Source organism: Curtobacterium sp. AC273, assembly GCF_979253735.1.
Genome location: NZ_CEEDDU010000005.1, coordinates 474,457 through 491,609, shown reverse-complemented (window position 1 = coordinate 491,609; position 17,153 = coordinate 474,457). Strand labels below are relative to the sequence as shown.

Below are 17,153 nucleotides of genomic sequence, written 5' to 3'. Positions count from 1 at the left end.
AGGTGACACGAACACCGGGAGAACGGTAAAAAAGCGCCCAGCGGTTTCGTCCTGGTCATGACCACAGGGGTCCCCCAGAGCGAGGGACGTGCGGCTCAGCGCGCGAGGACGGGGCCCTCGAGCCGCCGCAGCAGAGCGGCCAGCTCGTCGACGACGGCGGGGCTCGCGAACAGGAAGCGGACCGCGTCCTGCCGGCGTCCCAGACGCGGATCTCGGCGCCAGCTTCCCGCGCGACGATCGACCCGGCGGCCATGTCCCACGGGTTGATCCCCGCTCGTAGTAGGCGTCGACGGTACTGGCTCCGACCGCGCAGCAGTCGAGCGACGCCGCTCCCCCGCGGCGGATGTCCCGACCTCGCCGATCAGCCCGGCCAGCACCGCGACCTGCTCCCGGCGGCGGTCGGCGGTGTACCCGAAGTCGGTGGCGACGAGGGTCTCGGCGAGGGACGCGGGGGCGCTGACCTCGAGCGTCACGCCGTCCCGCGTCGCACCCTGCCCCGTGACCGCACGGTGGACGACGCCGGTCGCCGGAGCGACGACGACGCCGGCGACCGGCTCCCAGGTCGCCGGGTCGGCCGCCCCGCGGACGACCCCGATGCCGACGCCGTAGTCCGGGCTACCGTAGAGGTAGTTGACGGTGCCGTCGATGGGATCGACCACCAGGTGGTGCCCGACGTGCCGGTTTCGGTGCCGGACTCCTCGCCGAAGAACGCGTCGTCCGGTCGGGCCTCGGCGATGCGGGCACGGATGAGGGCCTCGACCTCACGGTCGGCCGCGGTGACCACGTCGGCGATGCTCGACTCCTGGTCGGCGACCTCGACCCCCTCGGCTCGACGGCGTGCGGCGAGGTCGGCGGCCTCGCGGGCGATCGACTCGGCGAGGTCGGCGTACTGGGACGGGGTGAGCGCGGAGGTCATCCACCGATCCTGCCAGGAACGACGAAAGCCTCCAGTCCGAGGACGGGGCTTTCGTCGATCACGTGGCAAGTGAGGGATTCGAACCCCCGAAGGCTACGCCGGCTGATTTACAGTCAGATCCCTTGGCCGCTTGGGTAACTTGGCTACGCGCACCCGGCCCGTGGTCACCAACCGAAGGCGCGCATGAAAGCATAGCCGATCGGAGACGGTGCTCGTGACCACGGTGGGCCGACCTGCGGGACCCGAACCGCGCCTCCTGTCCGCCGTTAGGCTGTCCGGCATGGCAGACAGTTCCCTCGACGTGGTCAGCAAGGTCGACAAGATGGAGGCGGAGAACGCCCTCAACCAAGCGGCCAAGGAGATCGAGCAGCGGTACGACTTCAAGGGCGCCGACGCCTCGGTCGTTCCGCGAGGACGTCCTCATCAAGGCGAACTCCGAGGAGCGCGCCAAGGCCGTCCTCGACGTGCTCCAGAGCAAGGCGATCAAGCGGAACATCTCGCTGAAGAGCCTGGACGCGGGCGACCCGTACCCGTCGGGCAAGGAGTACCGCATCGAGGTGAAGTTCAAGAACGGCATCGTCGAGCAGGACGTCGCGAAGAAGATCGGCGCTTCCTGCGCGAATGGTGCCGAAGACCGTGAAGAGCCAGATCCAGGGCGACGAGTTCGCCCTCGAAGAGCCGCGACGACCTGCAGAACACGATCCAGGTTCTCAAGGTGAAGAGTTCTGACGCCACCCAGTTCATCAACTTCCGCTGACGCGCCGCCCGCCGCCTTGGAGCACTGGCTCAACGTCGCGATCGTCGTCCTGCTCGTCCTGCTGGACCTGGCGATCCGCGTCTTCTCGATCATCTACGTCCCGATCAACCGGAAGCCGCAGACCGCGACGGCCTGGTTGCTCGCGATCTTCCTCATCCCCTACGTCGGGTTCATCGTCTTCCTCATCATCGGGTCGACGAAGCTCCCGCATGCCCGGCGTGAGAAGCAGACCGAGATCAACGCCTACATCCTCGAGCAGACCGAGGGCATCGAGCGGTCCGCCAGGACCACCCGTGGCCGCTGTGGCTCGAGAGCATCACGACGCTGAACCGCGAGTTGCGCGATGCCCTCGTCGGCGGCAACTCCGCCGAGCTCTACCTGGACTACGAGGAGTCCATCGCCGAGATGACCCGTGCGATCGACCAGTCCCGGCGGTTCGTGCACGTCGAGTTCTACATCGCGACGATCGACGACACCACCCGCCCGTTCTTCGACGCCCTCGCCCGTGCCCAGGCACGCGGGGTGTCGGTGCGGTTCCTGCTCGACTACCTGGCCAGCTGCGGGTACCCCGGCTACAAGGAGACGCTGGCGTTCATGGACCGCGCCGGCATCGAGTGGCACCTCATGCTGCCGCTCCTGCCGTTGCAGGGGAAGTTCCAGCGCCCCGACCTCCGCAACCACCGGAAGATCATGGTCATCGACGGCTCGGTGGCCTTCACCGGGTCGCAGAACCTGATCGACAGCTCCTACGACCTGCAGTCGCACATCGACAAGGGCATGGTCTACAAGGACCTGTTCGCCCAGTTCGAGGGTCTGGTCGTCGCCGGCCTCAACGCCCTGTTCGTGACCGACTGGTACAGCGAGACCGACGAGCTGCTGCTGCGCGAGAGCGACCTCAGGCAGCGTGCCGACCGCGGTGACGCCCTGGACCAGGTGGTCCCGTCCGGCCCCGGCTTCGACGGCGAGAACAACCTGCGCCTCTTCAACGCGCTGCTCTACTCGGCGCAGAAAAAGGTGTCGATCACGTCGCCGTACTTCGTGCCGGACGACTCGATGCTCTACGCGATCACGACCACGGCACAGCGCGGGGTCGAGGTCGAGCTGTTCGTCGGCGAGATGGGCGACCACGCGATGACCTGGCACGCCCAGCGCTCCTACTACGAGGGCCTGCTGCGGGCCGGCGTCAAGATCTGCCTCTACCGGGCGCCGACGATCCTGCACGCGAAGCACTTCACGATCGACGACGAGGTGTCCGTGATCGGGTCGAGCAACATGGACATGCGGTCCTTCAGCCTCAACCCCGAGGTCTCGGTGATGGTCCGTGGCAAGCGGTTCGTCGACGCCCTGCGCGAGGTCCAGGACGCCTACAGCGAGAACAGCTTCGAGCTGCGGCTGGACTCGTGGCTCGGTCGCCCGCGCCGGTCCCAGGTGCTCGACAACGTCGCGCGGCTCACCGGCGGCGCGCAGTAGCGGACAGCCAGGAGGCGCGGCCCGGCTCCGACAGGCGTCGCGCGTCGACGTGCGGTGACCAGGCGCTCGCCGGACGACGTCGACGGTGTCGCGCGTTCGTGCCGACGGGTCAGCGCCGACGGGTCAGCGCCGACGGGTCAGCGCCATCGGGTCAGCGCAGCCGGGTCAACGCAGCGGGACGAGTCCGCTCAGCGTCGCGGTCAGGCGTTCGAGGGGGACCGCGACCCAGGGCCGTCCGCCACACCATCGCGAACAGCACCGACCCGACGGCGAACCACGCCCACGCCGCACCCCGGAGTCCGTACCCCGCAGCATCGCCAGCACGACGAGGTGCCCCCGCGACCGTGAGCGGCATCGACTCCGACCGCGGCGAGCGGGAAGGCGATGCGCCCGGCCAGGCGACCGCCCGCGCCCCGCCTCTCGTGTCCGTCGAACAGCAGGGTGCACAGGGCGATCACCGCGACGGCGACACCCGCCGTCCCGACGACGTCGACGACCGACGACGAGTGGTCACGCGGCGACAGGAAGAGCTGCGCGAAGCCGCCGCCGGCGTACTGCTCTGCCCGGCGTACGGCACCCCGGGGAAGGCCTGGACGGCGTCGACGGGCACCGGGGCGAGCACGTTCGACCACGTAGGCGGCCGTGGCGACCACGGCGCCGGACGCGAGGAGCGCGACCTGGCGGCCACGTTCCTCCAGGCCCGCACGGACGACCGCGAGCCCGACCAGGACGTACGCCAGGAAGGTGACCACGGGGTAGACCAGGCCGAGCTGGACCTCCCACATGCCGGCGTCCGCGTAGAGCGGCACGATGCTCAGCGCGACGACCGGCGAGGCCACCGCGCACGCCGCCGCCAGCACGAGCAGCCATCCGGCCCGGACCCGCAGGACGGGGACGGCCAGCAGGAAGAGGGCTCCGTACGTCGGCAGGATCACGTACACGGGGGTCTGCAGCCATCAGGAGCAGGCCGATCGCGACCACGACCGCCGCGCGGATCGCGAGCCGCGCGCGGACCCCGCCGATCGTCGGCGGCCCGGGCGGCGCGGTCCGGCCGCTCGTCAGCCCGATCGAGACGCCAGCGAGCACAGCGAACAGCGACGAGGAACGACCGTAGCGGGCCACGGCGGCCCAGGTCGTCGGGTCGGACCAGTCGACCTCGTCGGCGATGCCGCCCACGGCGTCGCCATCATGCCGAGGAGCGCCGTGCCCGCGCGACGTCGACTTGCAGACGGGCACCGAGACGGACACGCCCCGCAGCGCGGTGGGCGGTGCGGGGCGTGCGGTCGACATGGCGGTCGGCTCGGTGCTCGAAGCCAGGTGCGCTCGGCGGTGTGCGTCGGCGGTGCGGGCGTCGGCGGTGCGGCCGAGCGACACCTCGACCATCTCGTCACGCGGCACCACCTTGATGCGCTCGCGACCCTCGGCCTCGCCGAGCGCGAGCTCGTGCGCGTCGAGGTTGTGCCAGCCGTCGAGGTCGGTGTGTACCTCGACGCCGCGCGCGGCCAGCAGCGCCGGGACCGCACCCTCGGACGGGTCCTCCGGCGTCCACCAGCTCGCCTGGTCGTTGACGATGTGCTGCACGGTCTCCATCGCGTCGGACTTGGTGTGCCCGATGAGTCCGACCGGCCCGCGCTTGATCCACCCGGTGGCGTAGACGCCCGGGATCTGCTGGTTGTCGTCGTCGAGGACCTGGCCCTCGTGGTTCGGGATGACCCCGTGGCGCTCGTCGAACGGCACTCCCGGCAGCGGCGAGCCGAAGTAGCCGACCGCGCGGTAGGCGGCCTGGATCGGGATCTCGCGGACCTCGCCGGTGCCCTCGACGCCACCCTGCCCGTTCGGACGGGTGCGCTCGTAGCGGATGGCGGTGAGCTTGCCGTCCTCGCCGACGAACTCGAGGGGCTTCGCGTAGAAGTGCAGGTGCAGGCGGCGGCTGGCCTGCCCGGTCTCACGGGTGCGCCACTGCTCGAGCACGCGGTTCATCACCATGACCTGCTTGTTCGTCGCGATGGCGTTCTTCGAGGCCTCGTCGTGGTCGAAGTCCTCGTCGTAGACGACCATGTCGACGTCGCGCAGCTCGCCGAGCTCGCGCAGCTGAGCGGTGTGAACTTCACCTGCGCGGGGCCGCGACGGCCGAACACGTGCACGTCGGTCACCGGGGAGGCCTTGAGCCCCTCGTAGACGTTCGCCGGGATCTCGGTCGGCAGGAGGTCGTCGGCGTGCTTCGCGAGGATGCGTGAGACGTCGAGGGCGACGTTGCCGTTGCCGATCACGGCGACGCCTTCGAGGCCTCGAGCGGCCAGGTGCGGGGACGTCCGGGTGGCCGTCGAACCAGCTGACGAACTCGGCCGGCACCGTAGGAGCCCTCGAGCTCGACACCCGGCACGTCGAGGTCGGCGTCCTCGCTGATCGCTCCGGTGGAGAACACGACCGCGTGGTAGTGCTTGCGGAGGTCGTCGAGGGTGATGTCCTCGCCGAAGCGGACGTTGCCGAACAACCGGACGACCCCCCGGTCGAGCACGTCCCGCAGGGCGTTGACGATGCCCTTGATCCGGGGGTGGTCCGGCGCGACGCCGTACACCACCAGGCCGTAGGGGGCGGGGAGCTGCTCGAACAGGTCGATCGACACGTCGTGGCCGTGGGCCTCGCGCAGCAGGATGTCCGCGGCGTAGATGCCGGCGGGGCCGGCGCCGACGATGGCGACTCGGAGGGTGGGCACTGATCGTCTCCAGTTTCGTTCGGGCGGGGTGCTCCCGATGGGCTGTGTCGCTGGGGCGAGTTGGTCGGTCCGTCGCTCGGGGCGGTCCGTGTCAGCGGCTGCGTTCCACGACCGACTCGGCGAACCGGATCAACGCCCGCTTCACCGTCCCGTCGGGGAGCGGTGCGAGCGCGTCGACCGGCTTCCGTCGCCCAGCGGACCGCGACGGCCCGGGTGGCGGAGGTGGCCTCGTGCTCGCGGAGTGCGGCGACCGCGGGACTGGTACGGCGCCCGGAGTCGACCACGTCGTCCGGTGCCGCGTTCACGTCACGCTCGATCCGTTCGAGGAGCGCGACGGCGTCCGGCGCTCCCGTCGCCTGCGCCAGGCGGCGCAGCTGGAGCAGCGGCAGCGTGTCGACGCCGGCGCGCAGGTCGTTGCCGGCGATCTTGCCGGGGTCTTCGCCGCCCCTTGGCCGGCGCGAGGTCGATGACGTCGTCGACGAGCTGGAAGGCCACGCCGACCTTCTCGCCGAACGTGCCGACTGCGTCGAGGTACGACCGGTCGGCACCCGAGAACATCACGCCGGCGCGGGCGGCGGTCGCGATGAAGCGACCTCGTCTTGTCGCTGAGCACCTGGATGTAGTGCTCGACCGGGTCGTCCTCGGGCTGGGGGCCCGTCGTCTCGTGGAGCTGGCCCATGCAGAGGCGCTGGAAGGTCTCGGCCTGCACGTCCGGATGCCCTCGGTGCCGAGGTCGGCCGTGATCAGGCTGGCCCGAGCGAAGAGCAGGTCGCCGGTGAGGATCGCGACGTTGTTGCCGTACGTCACGTGCGCTGCCGGGACCCCGCGGCGCACCGGGGCCTCGTCCATGACGTCGTCGTGGTACAGCAGCGCCAGGTGGGTGGTCTCGATGCTGACCGCGGCCTTCACGACCGCGTCGGTCTGCACGCCGTCGCCGAGCTGTGCGATGAGGAGGGTCAGCGTCGGACGGATCCGCTGGCCGCTCCGCGGAGAGCAGGTACCGGCTCGTCGTGTCGGCGAGGGTGTCGGTGGAGCGCATCGCTTCTTCGAGGCCCTGCTCGACGAGCGCCCGAGCCCGTCGTCGAGCGGCCGAGATGAACCGGACGCTCCGCCGGGGTTCGCGAACAGGCGCTCGCCGATGCCCAACGATGCGCGGGAGACTCGGTGCGGGCGACGTGCGACCGGGACGCTCGGGTTCAAGTGCTGCTCCGTGGTTCGGGGGTGGACCGGTCAGCCGGCGGTGGGTTCGGCACCGGGCCGGGCGGGGCCGGTCTGGTCGACGTCGGACTGGTCGACGTCGGGCTGGTCGACGTCGGCCTGCTCGACGCCGGGCTGCTCGACGCTGGGCTGCTCGCCGGTGTGCTGGTGCGCACGACGGGCCTTCGCGCGGCGGGCGACGGACTCGCGCACCGGCTCGGCCACGGGCTTCCGCCCGCAGTTGCAGCGCGACGATGCCCGCGGTGAGGTTCCGGTAGGCCACCATCGTGAACCCGACGCCCCGGAGCCACTGGCTCAGCACCTGCTGCTCGGGCCAGGCCTCGATCGACTCGGCCAGGTAGCGGTAGGCGGCCGGGTTGCTCGACGACAGGCGTGCGACACCGGGCAGGACGCGCTTGAGGTGAGGCGCCGTAGCCGAAGCGCAGGAGTGCGAGCGGGGGCGTGGAGAACTCGCAGATGACGACGCGGCCGCCGGGCTTGAGGACGCGGAGCATCTCACCGAGGGCCTGCATCGGGTCGTTGACGTTGCGCAGGCCGAACGAGATCGAGACGGCGTCGAAGGAGTCGTCGTCGAAGGGCAGGTGCTCGGCGTCGCCCTCGACGAAGGTGATCTCCAGGGTGACGCTCGCGGCCGACGGCGATCATGCCACGCCGAGCAGGTCGAGTGCGGTGACCTCTGCACCCTTCTTGTAGAAGGCCGCGGCGCTCGTCACCGGTGCCGGCGGCGATGTCGAGCATGCGCCTCGCCCGGCTGGGGGTCGACCGCGCGCGGACCGTAGGACACGCCACAGCGGGGCGTTGCCCGCGGAGAGGATGTCGTTCGTGAGGTCGTACTTCGCGGCGACGTCGTCGAACATGGCCGCCACCTCGTCCGGCCGCTTGTTCAGGTCCGCTCTGCTCACCCACAACATCCTGGGAGGTCCCGGCCGAGCGTTCCCCGGTCCGTCGTCGGATCGCCCGACGCGTACGATCGGACCGTGACCCGAACCACCACGGCGGCCCCACCGCTGACGGTCTCGACCCGATCCTCGACGACCCGGGCGCCGTCCTCTGCCACACCCTCCGGGACAGCCCGCTCGCGTTCGTCCGGAACGGCGACGACATCGTCGGGATCGGCGAGGCGCCCGCTTCACCTTCAGCGGCCCGGAAACGGATGCGCGAGGCATCTGGCGGTCTGGCGACACGCCTTCGTGCAGGACGCGGTGGTGGACGACCCGGTACAGCTCCGCGGGACCGGCCTGGTCGCGTTCGGGGCCTTCACGTTCGCCGACGACTCCGCCGAGACGAGCGTCCTGATCGATGCCGCCGCGTCGTGATCGGTCGGCGTCGTGGCCAAGGCGGGCTGACCGCGGTCGACACCACGCTGGATTCGACCCTCATGGTGCTAGCCCGTACGGCGCCGAGTCCCCCGCGTCGGCGGAGCACCGTGGCGAAAACGCAGCTCACCCCCGGCCGGATCGGCCCCGAGGCCTACGCCGCGCGTGCGCCGACGCCGTCCGCCGGATCCCTGCCGCCGGGGACGCTGAGAAGGTCAACCTCGCACGCGACCTCGATGAGGGCAGCTCCCACCTGGCGCGGACCACCGGGCGCTGCTGCTCGACCTCGCCGCCGCCTACCCGCAGTGCGTCACCTTCGCGGTCGACGGACTGGTCGGCGCCACCTGCCGGAGACCCTCGCCCGCACCGACGGCACGAGGCTCTCCGCCCGGGTGCTCGCCGGCAAGCGCGGCCGCGGCACGGACGCGGTGTCCGACCGTGCCGCCGCCGAAGACCTGGCGGCCAGCGCGAAGGACGTCGGCGAGCACACGCGTTCGCGATCGACCAGCCTCCTCGCCGCACTCCGCCCGATCGCCACGGACCTCCGCGCCGACCAGGAGCCGTTCGGCTGCAGCTGCCGAACCTGTGGCACGCCTCGCGACCGACGTGCAGGCGACGCGCTGCTCCATCGGGACGACCTCGCCCTCGACGTCGCGGACGTGCTGCACCCGACGGCCGCGCGGTCGCCGGCTTTCCCCGACGGACGTCGCGGTCCGGCTTCGTCGCCGAGCTCTGAGGGCAGCGGACCGCGGTCGGCTACGCCGGGCCGGTCGGCCTGGCTCGGCGGCGACCGGCGACGGCGAGTGGATGCTCGCGCTCCGGGCAGCGCGCAGATCGAGGACGGGGCCCTCAGGGCCTGGGCGGGCGCCGGGATCGTGGCGGGGTCCGATCCCGACCGCGAGGTCACCGAGATTGTGCTCTCGGGTTCCGTCGGATGACGGACGCACTCGCCTGATCGGTGCGCCCGGCTCACTCGGCCAGCAGGACCTCGATGACGAGCCGCTCGGCGGGGTCCGTGAGCACCTGCTCCAGGTCGCCCACCGTCGCGGCACGCCGGTACTCCCACCCCGAGGCCGGTCACCACGCGCTCGACGTCGACGTGCTGCGCGGCGTCGTCATCATCCGTCGCATGTCCGCCTGGGGGGTGGTCGCGGCGACCTCGAAGCCACGGAAGATCGCTCCCCCGGCGTCGTTGCCGACGATGACCTGCGCGGTGGTGCGGCTCCTCGGTGCCGGTGACGAACGCGCCGACGTAGTCGCAGCAGGGTGAGGTCGCCGAGCAGCACCCGGGTCGTCCCCACCGAGGCCGACGACCGCTCGAGCGCCGCCCGCGATGCCGAGTGCGGTCGAGACGGTGCCGTCGATTTCGGCGAGCCCAGTTGGCGTGCACCCGGATCGCCTTGCCGGCGACGTGGCCGTCGGCGACGCGGATGATCTGCGACGCCCCGAGCACGAGCCGGTCGTGCTGGCTAGGATCGCGCCCCACACCGCGTCCGGCGAGCATGGTGCGGTCGACGAGGACGGCGGCGAGAGGGGCGACCTCGTCGCCGGAGGAACTTGTTGCGCTCGGCGCGGTCCTCGGACAGCTTCAGCGTCGAGGTCCGGTCCGGCGTCGCCGTCCCCGAGGAGCGCGCGGCCGCCGCCACCCAACGCCCCACCCCGCCCGGTGTTCCGGCCGATCGAGGTGCGGCCCGTCACGCGGACGTCGGACACGAAGGTGGTCGGGGCGTCGGGCCGGGAGGCGCGGGCCGGGTCGAACAGGTCGGCCGCCGGTGAGCGGACCACGATCGTCTCGACGTCGTCGCGCTGCAGGAGCGCGGGGACCTCGCGGCTGAGCGTCGGAGTGGCCGAGCACGACGGCGGCGGACCACGCCGCCGAAGGCCGGGTCACGGAGGAAGGGCTCGCGGTAGGTGACGACGAGGTTCCGCTCCTCGAAGCGGGCACCGCTCGACACCCTCGGCGATGAGCGGCGCGCCGAGCCCCAGGCGATGCGCTCGGCGTCGGCACCGGCGTCGTGCCCGGCGATGACGACCGTCGCGGCCTCGTCGTCCGGCGCGAGCTCGATCACCGGCAGTCCCGAGTGCACGCGGCGTGTGGCGAACGCGAGGTCGACCTCGTCGTCGGGGATCGCGTGGACGTCCTCGTCGCGGAGTCCGGCGGAGAGCGGTTCGCGGAACGCCACGTTGAGCTGCACCGGGCCGGGCACCAGCCCTGGTGCCCGGCGGCGGCGACGGCCTGGCGGACGAGGGTCCGGACCGTATCGACCGATGCTCGCGTTCGACACCGTGCACGGAGGGCGCCTCGACGTCGCGCACGAAGTCGACGGCCGCGCCGAAGATGCCGGGCTGGACGGTGGTCTGGTTGCTGCCGATACCGCGGAGCCGTCGGGCCGGTCGGCGCTGACGACGATCATCCTCAAGGACGCCGGAGTGGTGCGCCTCGAGCACGGCGGGGTGCAGGTTCGCCACGGCGGTGCCGGACGTGGTCACGACCGCGGCGGGCCGGCCGGACTCGACCGCGAGGCCGAGCGCGTGGAAGCCCGCGGTCAGTTCGTCGAGGCGGACGTGACGCTGATGCCGCCGGCGCGCTCGAGGGCCGCAGCGGCGAGGGCGAGGGCCTGCGACCGTGGACCCGGGCTCACGACCACGTCGGTGACACCGGCGCGGGCCAGTTCGGTCAGGCGCGCCAGGGCGAAGTCGGTCGCCGGGCTGCCGGACCCCGCAGGGCCGTCAGCGATCGGTGCGGCCGTCGTCGGGGCGCTGGTCCCGCTCGCCACGCTGGTCTCGTTCGCGGCGGCGGTCCCGTTCGCGGTCTCGGAACTGCTGCTCGAGGTCTCTTGAGGGTCTCGTACATCCTGGTCCTTGTCCGTGCGGTGCCGCTCGGGAGCCCGATGGGCCGCCGAGGGAAGTCCTCGGGGTCATCTTCGGGTCCACGGTACCCGGACCCGCCGCCGGGTTCGGGTCGCGGGAGCACGACCGAGCAGGAACCAGAGCACGGCGCCGAGCACGGGCAGGACGATCACCGAGGAGGATCCAGACGCCGCGTCGCAGGGAGCGGATCCGCTGGCGGGGCATGGTGGCGCAGTCGATCACCGCGTACACCGTGGACGGCCACGGCGGCCACGACGACGATCAACCACAGTCGGACCATGGCGACGACACTACGTCGCGAGCCTGTGGGGTCCTCCCCTGCCTGCGCTCCCAGCGGCCTGCGCTTCCGTAGACTTGCCGGGTGAAAGCGGGCTCGTCTACACCCTGGCCCGTCTCGGCATCTTCGCCCGCGGCCGGCAGGCGCTGCTCCTCCTGACCCCGTTGCCCTGGTACTGGGCCGTGATCATCGGCGCCCTCATCGGCCTGCTCGTGTCGTACATCGCGCTCGGGAAAGCTGCGCGAGCAGGCGACGACGAGCCTGGCGAACCGCCGCGGCAAGCCCGAGCGCGACGCGGACTCCGACTTCGAGGACGACTTCGTCGACACCGCCGACTCCGACGCCCCCGTCGCCCGTCCGATCTCCGACGCCGACCGGCATGCCGCCCGTCGCGAGCACGACCAGGACTTCGAGCCCGACCAGGGCTGGTCCGTGGCGCCAGCCGGGGACTACGGCTGGATCGCCAGCGTGATCCCGAGCACGACGCCGAACACGAGCGACGCGAACGACGACAGCTGGCCAAGCGCCGTGATGAGCTCGCGCGGCTTCCGCGACGACACCCCGATCGCCCAGTGCCGGCAGGGCCAGCAGCAGCGAGAAGTACGTGAAGCCGGTGCGGAAGTAGAGCAGCACGAACCAGAGCAGCACCACGTACGGCAGCATCAGGAACAGCCCGTACAGCACCCGGGCGACGGGCCGTCTCGAAGCCACGACGGCGAGCAGTGCGCTTGCCGGCGAGCCGGTCCTCGTCGATGTCGCGGATGTTGTTCACCATCAGGACCGCGCAGGCGAAGAAGCCGGCGGCGACGGCGGCCGCCCAACCGCTCGTCGTCGACGTGGATTGAGCACGTACACGTGCGCCGAGCACCGCGACGAGGCCGAAGAAGACGAAGACGAAGACCTCGCCGAGGGCGTTGTAGCCGTAGGGCTTCTTGCCGCCGGTGTAGAACCACGCGGCGACGATCGCGGCCGCGCCGACGAGGAGCAGCCACCACAGCTGGGTGAGCACGACGATCGCGATCCCCGCGACGGCGGGAGCCCGAAGAACGTCAGCGCGACCGTCAGCACGGTGCGGGGCTTCGCGAGTCCGGCGCCGGTCAGCCGGGCCGGGCCGACGCGGAACTCGTCGGTCCCGCGGACGCCGTCGGAGTAGTCGTTGCTGTAGTTCACGCCGATCTGCAGGAACAGCGCCACGAGCAGCGCCAGGACCGCGATGACGACGTGCTCGATCATTCGCCAGGTACGCGCCGAAGTCGCCCGGCTCACCGCTGTCCACGAAGCCGACCGTCGGGCCCATCACGACGGGCACGACGCCGAGCGTCAGGGTGCGGAGCGTGCGCCACCGATCCAGTCGCGGGCGGTCGCCGTGCGCTTCGTGCGGCGCGGGCGCCGCGGCCTTCGCCGGGTTGCCGGAGCGGCGCTTGGACTGCGTCGAGTTCTTCGTTCTGTGCCAACGACCGCTCATCCTATTCGCCGGTCGGCAGCAGCACGGCCCCGGGCCTACGGAGTCGCTGCGAGCGCCTGGATCGCCCGCCGGTCGGCTTGCCGGACGCGAGCATCGGCAGCGCGTCCACGAGGACGACAGCGGCGGGACGGGCCGCGCGACCGAGGGCCGCTCCGACGTGCTCCCGGACGCGGTCGAGGTCGAGCGGTCGTGCCGTCACGACGACCGGCACCTCGCCCCACCCCCGACGCACGCCGGGTGACCACGGCGGCGTCCTGCCCGGGGAGTTCTTGGACGAGCCGTTCGACGAGCCCCAGCGGGACCTCCACCCCGCCGGAGATGACGACGTCGTCGAGGCGGCCGAGCACTTGCACACGGTCATCGACCGTCGCGGCATCGCCCGTGCGGTACCAGCGAGAGCCGTCCCGCTCGACGAAGGTCGTGGCCGTACGGACGTCGTCGCCGAGGTACCCCTCGGCGAGCATCGGCCCGTGCAGCCACAGTTCGCCGTCGACGACCGTGGTCCGGACGGTGCCGAAGGGCACGCCGTCGTACACGCAGCCGCCGCTCGTCTCGCTCGCGCCGTAGGTGGTCACCACCCGGACCCCGGCCGCACGGGCTCGGTCGCGGAGGGGCGCGGGCGTGGCCTGACCGCCGACCAGGACGGCGTCGAAGGACGCGAGCGCCTCGGTCGCACAGGGTGTCGTCGAGCACGCGGGCGAGCTGCACCGGCACACCGAGCGAGGTGTACCGCCGCGAGGGCCGCGGGCCCCGTGTCGACCCGGTCCGCGGCGTCCGCGAACGCCGCAGCGTCGAAGTGCCCCGGTGCCACAACGGCGGGCGTCGTCCCCGCGGCGATCGACCGGGTCAGGACGTTGAGGCCCGCGATGTAGTGCGTCGGCAGCGCCAGCACCCACGCGCCAGGTCCGCCGAGCGCCGCGTCCGCGGCAGCGGCGCCGGCGAGGAGCGCGTCCGACGAGAGCGCCACCCGCTTGCCCGTCCCCGTGGAGCCGCTCGTCTCGACCACCAGGGCGACCCGCTGCGGGACGTCGGCCGGAGCCGGTGTCGGCAGCGCCGGGGCGTCCTCGGCGACGGGGAGCAGTACGTGGGCCGCCGGCGAGTACCGCCTCCAGGCCGCGCAGCACGCTCACCGGGTCGGACGCACCCGGGGTGACCAGCGGACGCGTCATCGGTCGGATCCGGCCATCAGTAGTGCCAGGGAACGCGGTCCACTCGGGCTTCCGCTTCTCGAGGAAGGACGCTTGACCCTCGACGGCCTCGTCCGTGCCGTAGGCCAGACGGGTGGCCTCGCCCGCGAAGACCTGCTGGCCGACCAGGCCGGCCGTCGACCGCGTTGAAGGCGTACTTGAGCATCCGGATAGCCGTCGGCGAGCTTGCCGAGGACGACCTCGCCCCAGCGGATCGCCTCGCGCTCGAGGTCCTCGTGCGGCACCACCTTGTTGACGGCGCCCATCTCGTACGCGCGCTGCGCCGGGTACTCCCTCGGCGAGGAAGAAGACCTCGCGCGCGAGCTTCTGGCCGATCTGCTTCGCGTGGTAGGCGCTGCCGTACCCGCCGTCGAACGAGCCCCCACGTCGGCATCGGTCTGCTTGAACTTCCCGTGCTCGGCGCTGGCGATCGTCAGGCGGTCGCAGATCGCGTGCAGGGAGTGTCCGCCGCCGGCCGCCCACCCCGGGACGACCGCGATGACGACCTTCGGCATCATCCGGATGAGGCGCTGGACCTCGAGGATGTGCAGCCGGCCCATCGACGCCTGCGCCGCGGCCGCGGGTCGACCCCCTCGGGTGGAGTACCTTCGTCGCCGACGTACTGGTAGCCGCTCCGACCGCGGATCCGCTGGTCGCCGCCGGAGCAGAACGCCCAGCCGCCGTCCTTCGGGCTCGGGCCGTTGCCGGTCAGCAGGACGACGCCGACGCGCGGGTCCTTGACGGGCGTCGTCGAGGGCCAGGTAGAGCTCGTCGACGGTGCGCGGGCGAAAAGGCGTTGCGGACCTCGGGACGGTCGAACGCGACCCGGACGATGCCCTGCGAGACGTGCTTGTGGTACGTGATGTCGGTGAACTGCTCCGCGATCGGAGCCGCGGTCCAGACGTCGGGGGTCGAAGAGGTCGGAGACGGGAGCAAGCCATGCCCCCACGCTACCGCCGGGTCCGGACGGCTAGTTGCCGGAGCCGCCCGTCGCCAGGCCGCCCATGTCGGTGAGGAGCTCCGCCGCCAGATCACGAGCAGGACGATGAGGATCACCGGGTTCGCGAAGAACGCCACCACGACGCCGACCGCCCCGTACCACCGGCCGAACGAGCCGACCGCGGCGACGAAACCGAGCACCGCGGCGATGAGGGTCAGGAACACGACGACGAAGCAGATGCCGAACGCGAAGTCGGTGATCGCTTGCCCATGAAGACTGGCGAAGGCACTGGCGTCGACGGCGGCCAGAGCGACCGCCAGCCCGAGGGCGATCTTGCCTACGACCGGGTTGCGCTTCCGCCGTGCCGCCTGGTCCTGCTGGCGGACGTCGAGTCGCGTGTTGGCGCTGCATGAGGCGGGGCGAACTCGTCGGGTGTCGCGGCCGGGGGCGCGAGCGGCACCGGCGGGGTGCTGCGGACCGGGGAAAGGGGACGCTGCCGGCGACCCCGGCGCGCGGCGACGGCGGAGTGGCTCGCTGCGAAGGCGGGGTCACGGCTCGGGGCGGTGCTTGGGCGGGGCGCTGCGCTGCCTGCGCGGCACGCTGCGACGCCGGCGTCGACGAACGCCCCGACGTGCGCTGCTGCGGATCACGCGCCACCGAGCCTCGACTTCGTCCGACCCTCACCCTGCTGCCGACCGGAGGCCGACCGATGCATGCTAATGCCCTGCCCTGGCAGGTACCCTCCGAGGAAGTGTGAGGTGCCCTGGACGTCGCGGACGGACACCGGCTGGGAGGATGGGACCGTGCTCCCCGACCTCGCCGAACTCCTCGCCGACGCCCACGTCGTCGCCCTGCCGATGCGGGTGCGGTTCCGCGGCATCACCGTGCGGGAGGCCCTCGTCCTCCGCGGCCCCGCGGGCTGGACCGAGTTCTCGCCCTTCGTCGAGTACGACGACGCCGAGGCCGCTGCGTGGCTCCGCGCCACCGTCGACTTCGGGTGGACCGAGCACGAGCCCGCCGCCGACTCCGTCCCGGTGAACGCCACCGTCCCCGCGATCGCGCCCGACGCCGTCGCCACGCTCCTCGCCCGCTACCCCGGGTGCACGACCGCCAAGGTGAAGGTCGCCGAACCGGGCACGACGATCGACGACGACGTCGCCCGGGTCACCGAGGTCCGACGAGTGATGGGCCCCGACGCCGCCGTCCGGGTCGACGCGAACGGGCTGTGGTCGGTCGGCCAGGCCGCCGAGGCGCTCGAGCGCCTCGCCCCGTTCGGTCTGCAGTACGCCGAGCAACCCTGCCGCACGGTGCCGGAACTGGCCGAGCTCCGGGCCCGGATCGCGGGCCTCGACGTGCCCGTCGCCGCCGACGAGAGCGTGCGGAAGGCCTCCGACCCGCTCGCCGTCGCCCGGGCCGGGGCCGCCGACGTCCTCGTGGTGAAGGCGCAGCCGCTCGGCGGCATCACCGCGGCGCGCGCCGTGGTGGCGGACGCCGGACTGCCCTGCGTGGTCTCCAGTGCGCCCGACACGTCGGTCGGGCTCGGGATGGGGGCGTTCCTGGCGGCGGCCGCGATGTCACCGGGGTACGCAGCGGGGCTCGGGACGGCCGCAATGTTCGCGTCGGACGTGTCGGCGTCGCCGCTCCTGCCGGTCGCCGGACGCATCCCGGTCGAGCGCGCTGCGGTGTCGCGGGAGCTGCTGGAACGGAACGCGGCGTCGCCGGAGCGCACCGCGTGGTGGCGTGGCTCGAGCGCGTGCACGCACTCCTCGCCGCCTGACGTCGCGCGCGGCACGCGCGTCGCGGAGCGCTGCGCGCCTCGCCGAGATCGCACTTCCGACGGATTCGCCGCGGCCCGAGCGCCACGAAGTGCGATCTGACGGGCGGCGGGCGCTCGCCGGCGGCCGGCGAGGTGGCACGACGTGCCGCTCCCGCTCCCGCTCGCCGAGATCGCACTTCCGACGGATTCGCCGCGGCCCGAGCGCCACGAAGTGCGATCTGACGGGCGGCGGGCGCTCACCGG

14 protein-coding genes, 1 tRNA gene and 8 pseudogenes are annotated in these 17,153 nt (G+C 72.1%); 5 read left to right on the top strand and 18 right to left on the bottom strand.

Annotation, left to right across the window (positions count from 1 at the left end):
• Nucleotides 1-95 precede the first annotated feature (95 nt).
• Together ACZ8AI_RS10055 and ACZ8AI_RS10050 are read right to left on the bottom strand one after the other, a co-directional pair.
• Nucleotides 96-916 (bottom strand): annotated as a pseudogene (locus ACZ8AI_RS10055) (inositol monophosphatase family protein).
• A 63-nt stretch (nucleotides 917-979) separates the two neighbouring features.
• A tRNA-Tyr gene (locus ACZ8AI_RS10050) sits at nucleotides 980-1,058 on the bottom strand.
• Between the two features lie 138 nt (nucleotides 1,059-1,196).
• Here ACZ8AI_RS10050 and ACZ8AI_RS10045 point away from each other — a divergent pair.
• A pseudogene (locus tag ACZ8AI_RS10045) lies at nucleotides 1,197-1,673 on the top strand (nucleotide-binding YajQ family protein).
• A 16-nt stretch (nucleotides 1,674-1,689) separates the two neighbouring features.
• Nucleotides 1,690-3,143: pseudogene (gene cls / locus ACZ8AI_RS10040) on the top strand (cardiolipin synthase).
• 151 nt (nucleotides 3,144-3,294) lie between these two features.
• On the opposite strand, the gene ACZ8AI_RS10035 reads toward cls, so the two are convergent.
• The 7 genes and pseudogenes from ACZ8AI_RS10035 to ACZ8AI_RS10005 all read right to left on the bottom strand — a co-directional run bounded on the left by ACZ8AI_RS10035 (nucleotide 3,295) and on the right by ACZ8AI_RS10005 (nucleotide 7,979).
• Complete coding sequence (locus ACZ8AI_RS10035) at nucleotides 3,295-3,498, bottom strand: hypothetical protein (protein WP_464858105.1); 204 nt, start codon at nucleotides 3,496-3,498, stop codon at nucleotides 3,295-3,297.
• Nucleotides 3,499-4,502: 1,004 nt separating this feature from the next.
• Nucleotides 4,503-5,859: pseudogene (locus ACZ8AI_RS10030) on the bottom strand (FAD-dependent oxidoreductase); the annotation flags it as partial.
• A 306-nt stretch (nucleotides 5,860-6,165) separates the two neighbouring features.
• Nucleotides 6,166-7,059: a polyprenyl synthetase family protein gene (locus ACZ8AI_RS10025; RefSeq protein WP_464858104.1), complete on the bottom strand. Its 894-nt coding sequence runs from the start codon at nucleotides 7,057-7,059 to the stop codon at nucleotides 6,166-6,168.
• Between the two features lie 30 nt (nucleotides 7,060-7,089).
• Entirely contained in the window at nucleotides 7,090-7,281 is a 192-nt protein-coding gene (locus ACZ8AI_RS10020; RefSeq protein WP_464858103.1) for a hypothetical protein, read from the bottom strand.
• Between the two features lie 76 nt (nucleotides 7,282-7,357).
• A pseudogene (locus tag ACZ8AI_RS10015) lies at nucleotides 7,358-7,576 on the bottom strand (class I SAM-dependent methyltransferase); the annotation flags it as partial.
• A pseudogene (locus tag ACZ8AI_RS10010) lies at nucleotides 7,554-7,658 on the bottom strand (class I SAM-dependent methyltransferase); the annotation flags it as partial. The pseudogenes ACZ8AI_RS10010 and ACZ8AI_RS10015, both read right to left, overlap by 23 nt.
• A 60-nt stretch (nucleotides 7,659-7,718) precedes the next feature.
• Nucleotides 7,719-7,979, bottom strand: coding sequence for a class I SAM-dependent methyltransferase (locus ACZ8AI_RS10005; protein ID WP_464858102.1), 261 nt, complete (start codon nucleotides 7,977-7,979; stop codon nucleotides 7,719-7,721).
• A 524-nt stretch (nucleotides 7,980-8,503) separates the two neighbouring features.
• Between ACZ8AI_RS10005 and ACZ8AI_RS10000 the strand changes: the two genes are divergently transcribed.
• Complete coding sequence (locus tag ACZ8AI_RS10000; RefSeq protein ID WP_464858101.1) at nucleotides 8,504-9,331, top strand: isochorismate synthase; 828 nt, start codon at nucleotides 8,504-8,506, stop codon at nucleotides 9,329-9,331.
• Nucleotides 9,332-9,470: 139 nt separating this feature from the next.
• Here the strand turns inward: ACZ8AI_RS10000 and ACZ8AI_RS09995 are convergent, their stop codons facing one another.
• From ACZ8AI_RS09995 to ACZ8AI_RS09970, 6 genes and pseudogenes are all read right to left on the bottom strand, one after another.
• The gene (locus tag ACZ8AI_RS09995; protein WP_464858100.1) at nucleotides 9,471-10,178 is read right to left on the bottom strand and encodes a thiamine pyrophosphate-dependent enzyme; all 708 of its coding nucleotides are present in this window, start codon (nucleotides 10,176-10,178) and stop codon (nucleotides 9,471-9,473) included.
• On the bottom strand, nucleotides 10,088-10,588 hold the full coding sequence (locus ACZ8AI_RS09990) for a hypothetical protein (protein WP_464858099.1): 501 nt from the start codon (nucleotides 10,586-10,588) through the stop codon (nucleotides 10,088-10,090). Before ACZ8AI_RS09990 ends, ACZ8AI_RS09995 begins: the two co-directional genes overlap by 91 nt.
• A gap of 286 nt (nucleotides 10,589-10,874) precedes the next feature.
• Nucleotides 10,875-10,943: pseudogene (locus tag ACZ8AI_RS09985) on the bottom strand (hypothetical protein); the annotation flags it as partial.
• A gap of 796 nt (nucleotides 10,944-11,739) precedes the next feature.
• Entirely contained in the window at nucleotides 11,740-12,252 is a 513-nt protein-coding gene (locus ACZ8AI_RS09980; protein ID WP_464858172.1) for a hypothetical protein, read from the bottom strand.
• A gap of 37 nt (nucleotides 12,253-12,289) precedes the next feature.
• Nucleotides 12,290-12,838: pseudogene (locus ACZ8AI_RS09975) on the bottom strand (UbiA family prenyltransferase); the annotation flags it as partial.
• Nucleotides 12,839-13,007: 169 nt separating this feature from the next.
• Entirely contained in the window at nucleotides 13,008-13,367 is a 360-nt protein-coding gene (locus tag ACZ8AI_RS09970; RefSeq protein WP_464858098.1) for an AMP-binding enzyme, read from the bottom strand.
• Nucleotides 13,368-13,426: 59 nt separating this feature from the next.
• Between ACZ8AI_RS09970 and ACZ8AI_RS09965 the strand changes: the two genes are divergently transcribed.
• Nucleotides 13,427-13,573, top strand: a complete 147-nt coding sequence (locus tag ACZ8AI_RS09965) for a hypothetical protein (RefSeq protein ID WP_464858097.1) — start codon at nucleotides 13,427-13,429, stop codon at nucleotides 13,571-13,573.
• A gap of 4 nt (nucleotides 13,574-13,577) precedes the next feature.
• On the opposite strand, the gene ACZ8AI_RS09960 is transcribed toward ACZ8AI_RS09965, so the two are convergent.
• From ACZ8AI_RS09960 to ACZ8AI_RS09950, 3 genes are all read right to left on the bottom strand, one after another.
• On the bottom strand, nucleotides 13,578-14,012 hold the full coding sequence (locus tag ACZ8AI_RS09960; protein WP_464858096.1) for a hypothetical protein: 435 nt from the start codon (nucleotides 14,010-14,012) through the stop codon (nucleotides 13,578-13,580).
• Between the two features lie 159 nt (nucleotides 14,013-14,171).
• On the bottom strand, nucleotides 14,172-14,753 hold the full coding sequence (locus ACZ8AI_RS09955) for an enoyl-CoA hydratase-related protein (RefSeq protein WP_464858095.1): 582 nt from the start codon (nucleotides 14,751-14,753) through the stop codon (nucleotides 14,172-14,174).
• A gap of 148 nt (nucleotides 14,754-14,901) precedes the next feature.
• Entirely contained in the window at nucleotides 14,902-15,357 is a 456-nt protein-coding gene (locus ACZ8AI_RS09950) for a hypothetical protein (RefSeq protein WP_464858094.1), read from the bottom strand.
• A gap of 579 nt (nucleotides 15,358-15,936) precedes the next feature.
• Here ACZ8AI_RS09950 and ACZ8AI_RS09945 point away from each other — a divergent pair.
• Nucleotides 15,937-17,010, top strand: a complete 1,074-nt coding sequence (locus tag ACZ8AI_RS09945; protein ID WP_464858092.1) for an o-succinylbenzoate synthase — start codon at nucleotides 15,937-15,939, stop codon at nucleotides 17,008-17,010.
• Nucleotides 17,011-17,153 lie beyond the last annotated feature (143 nt).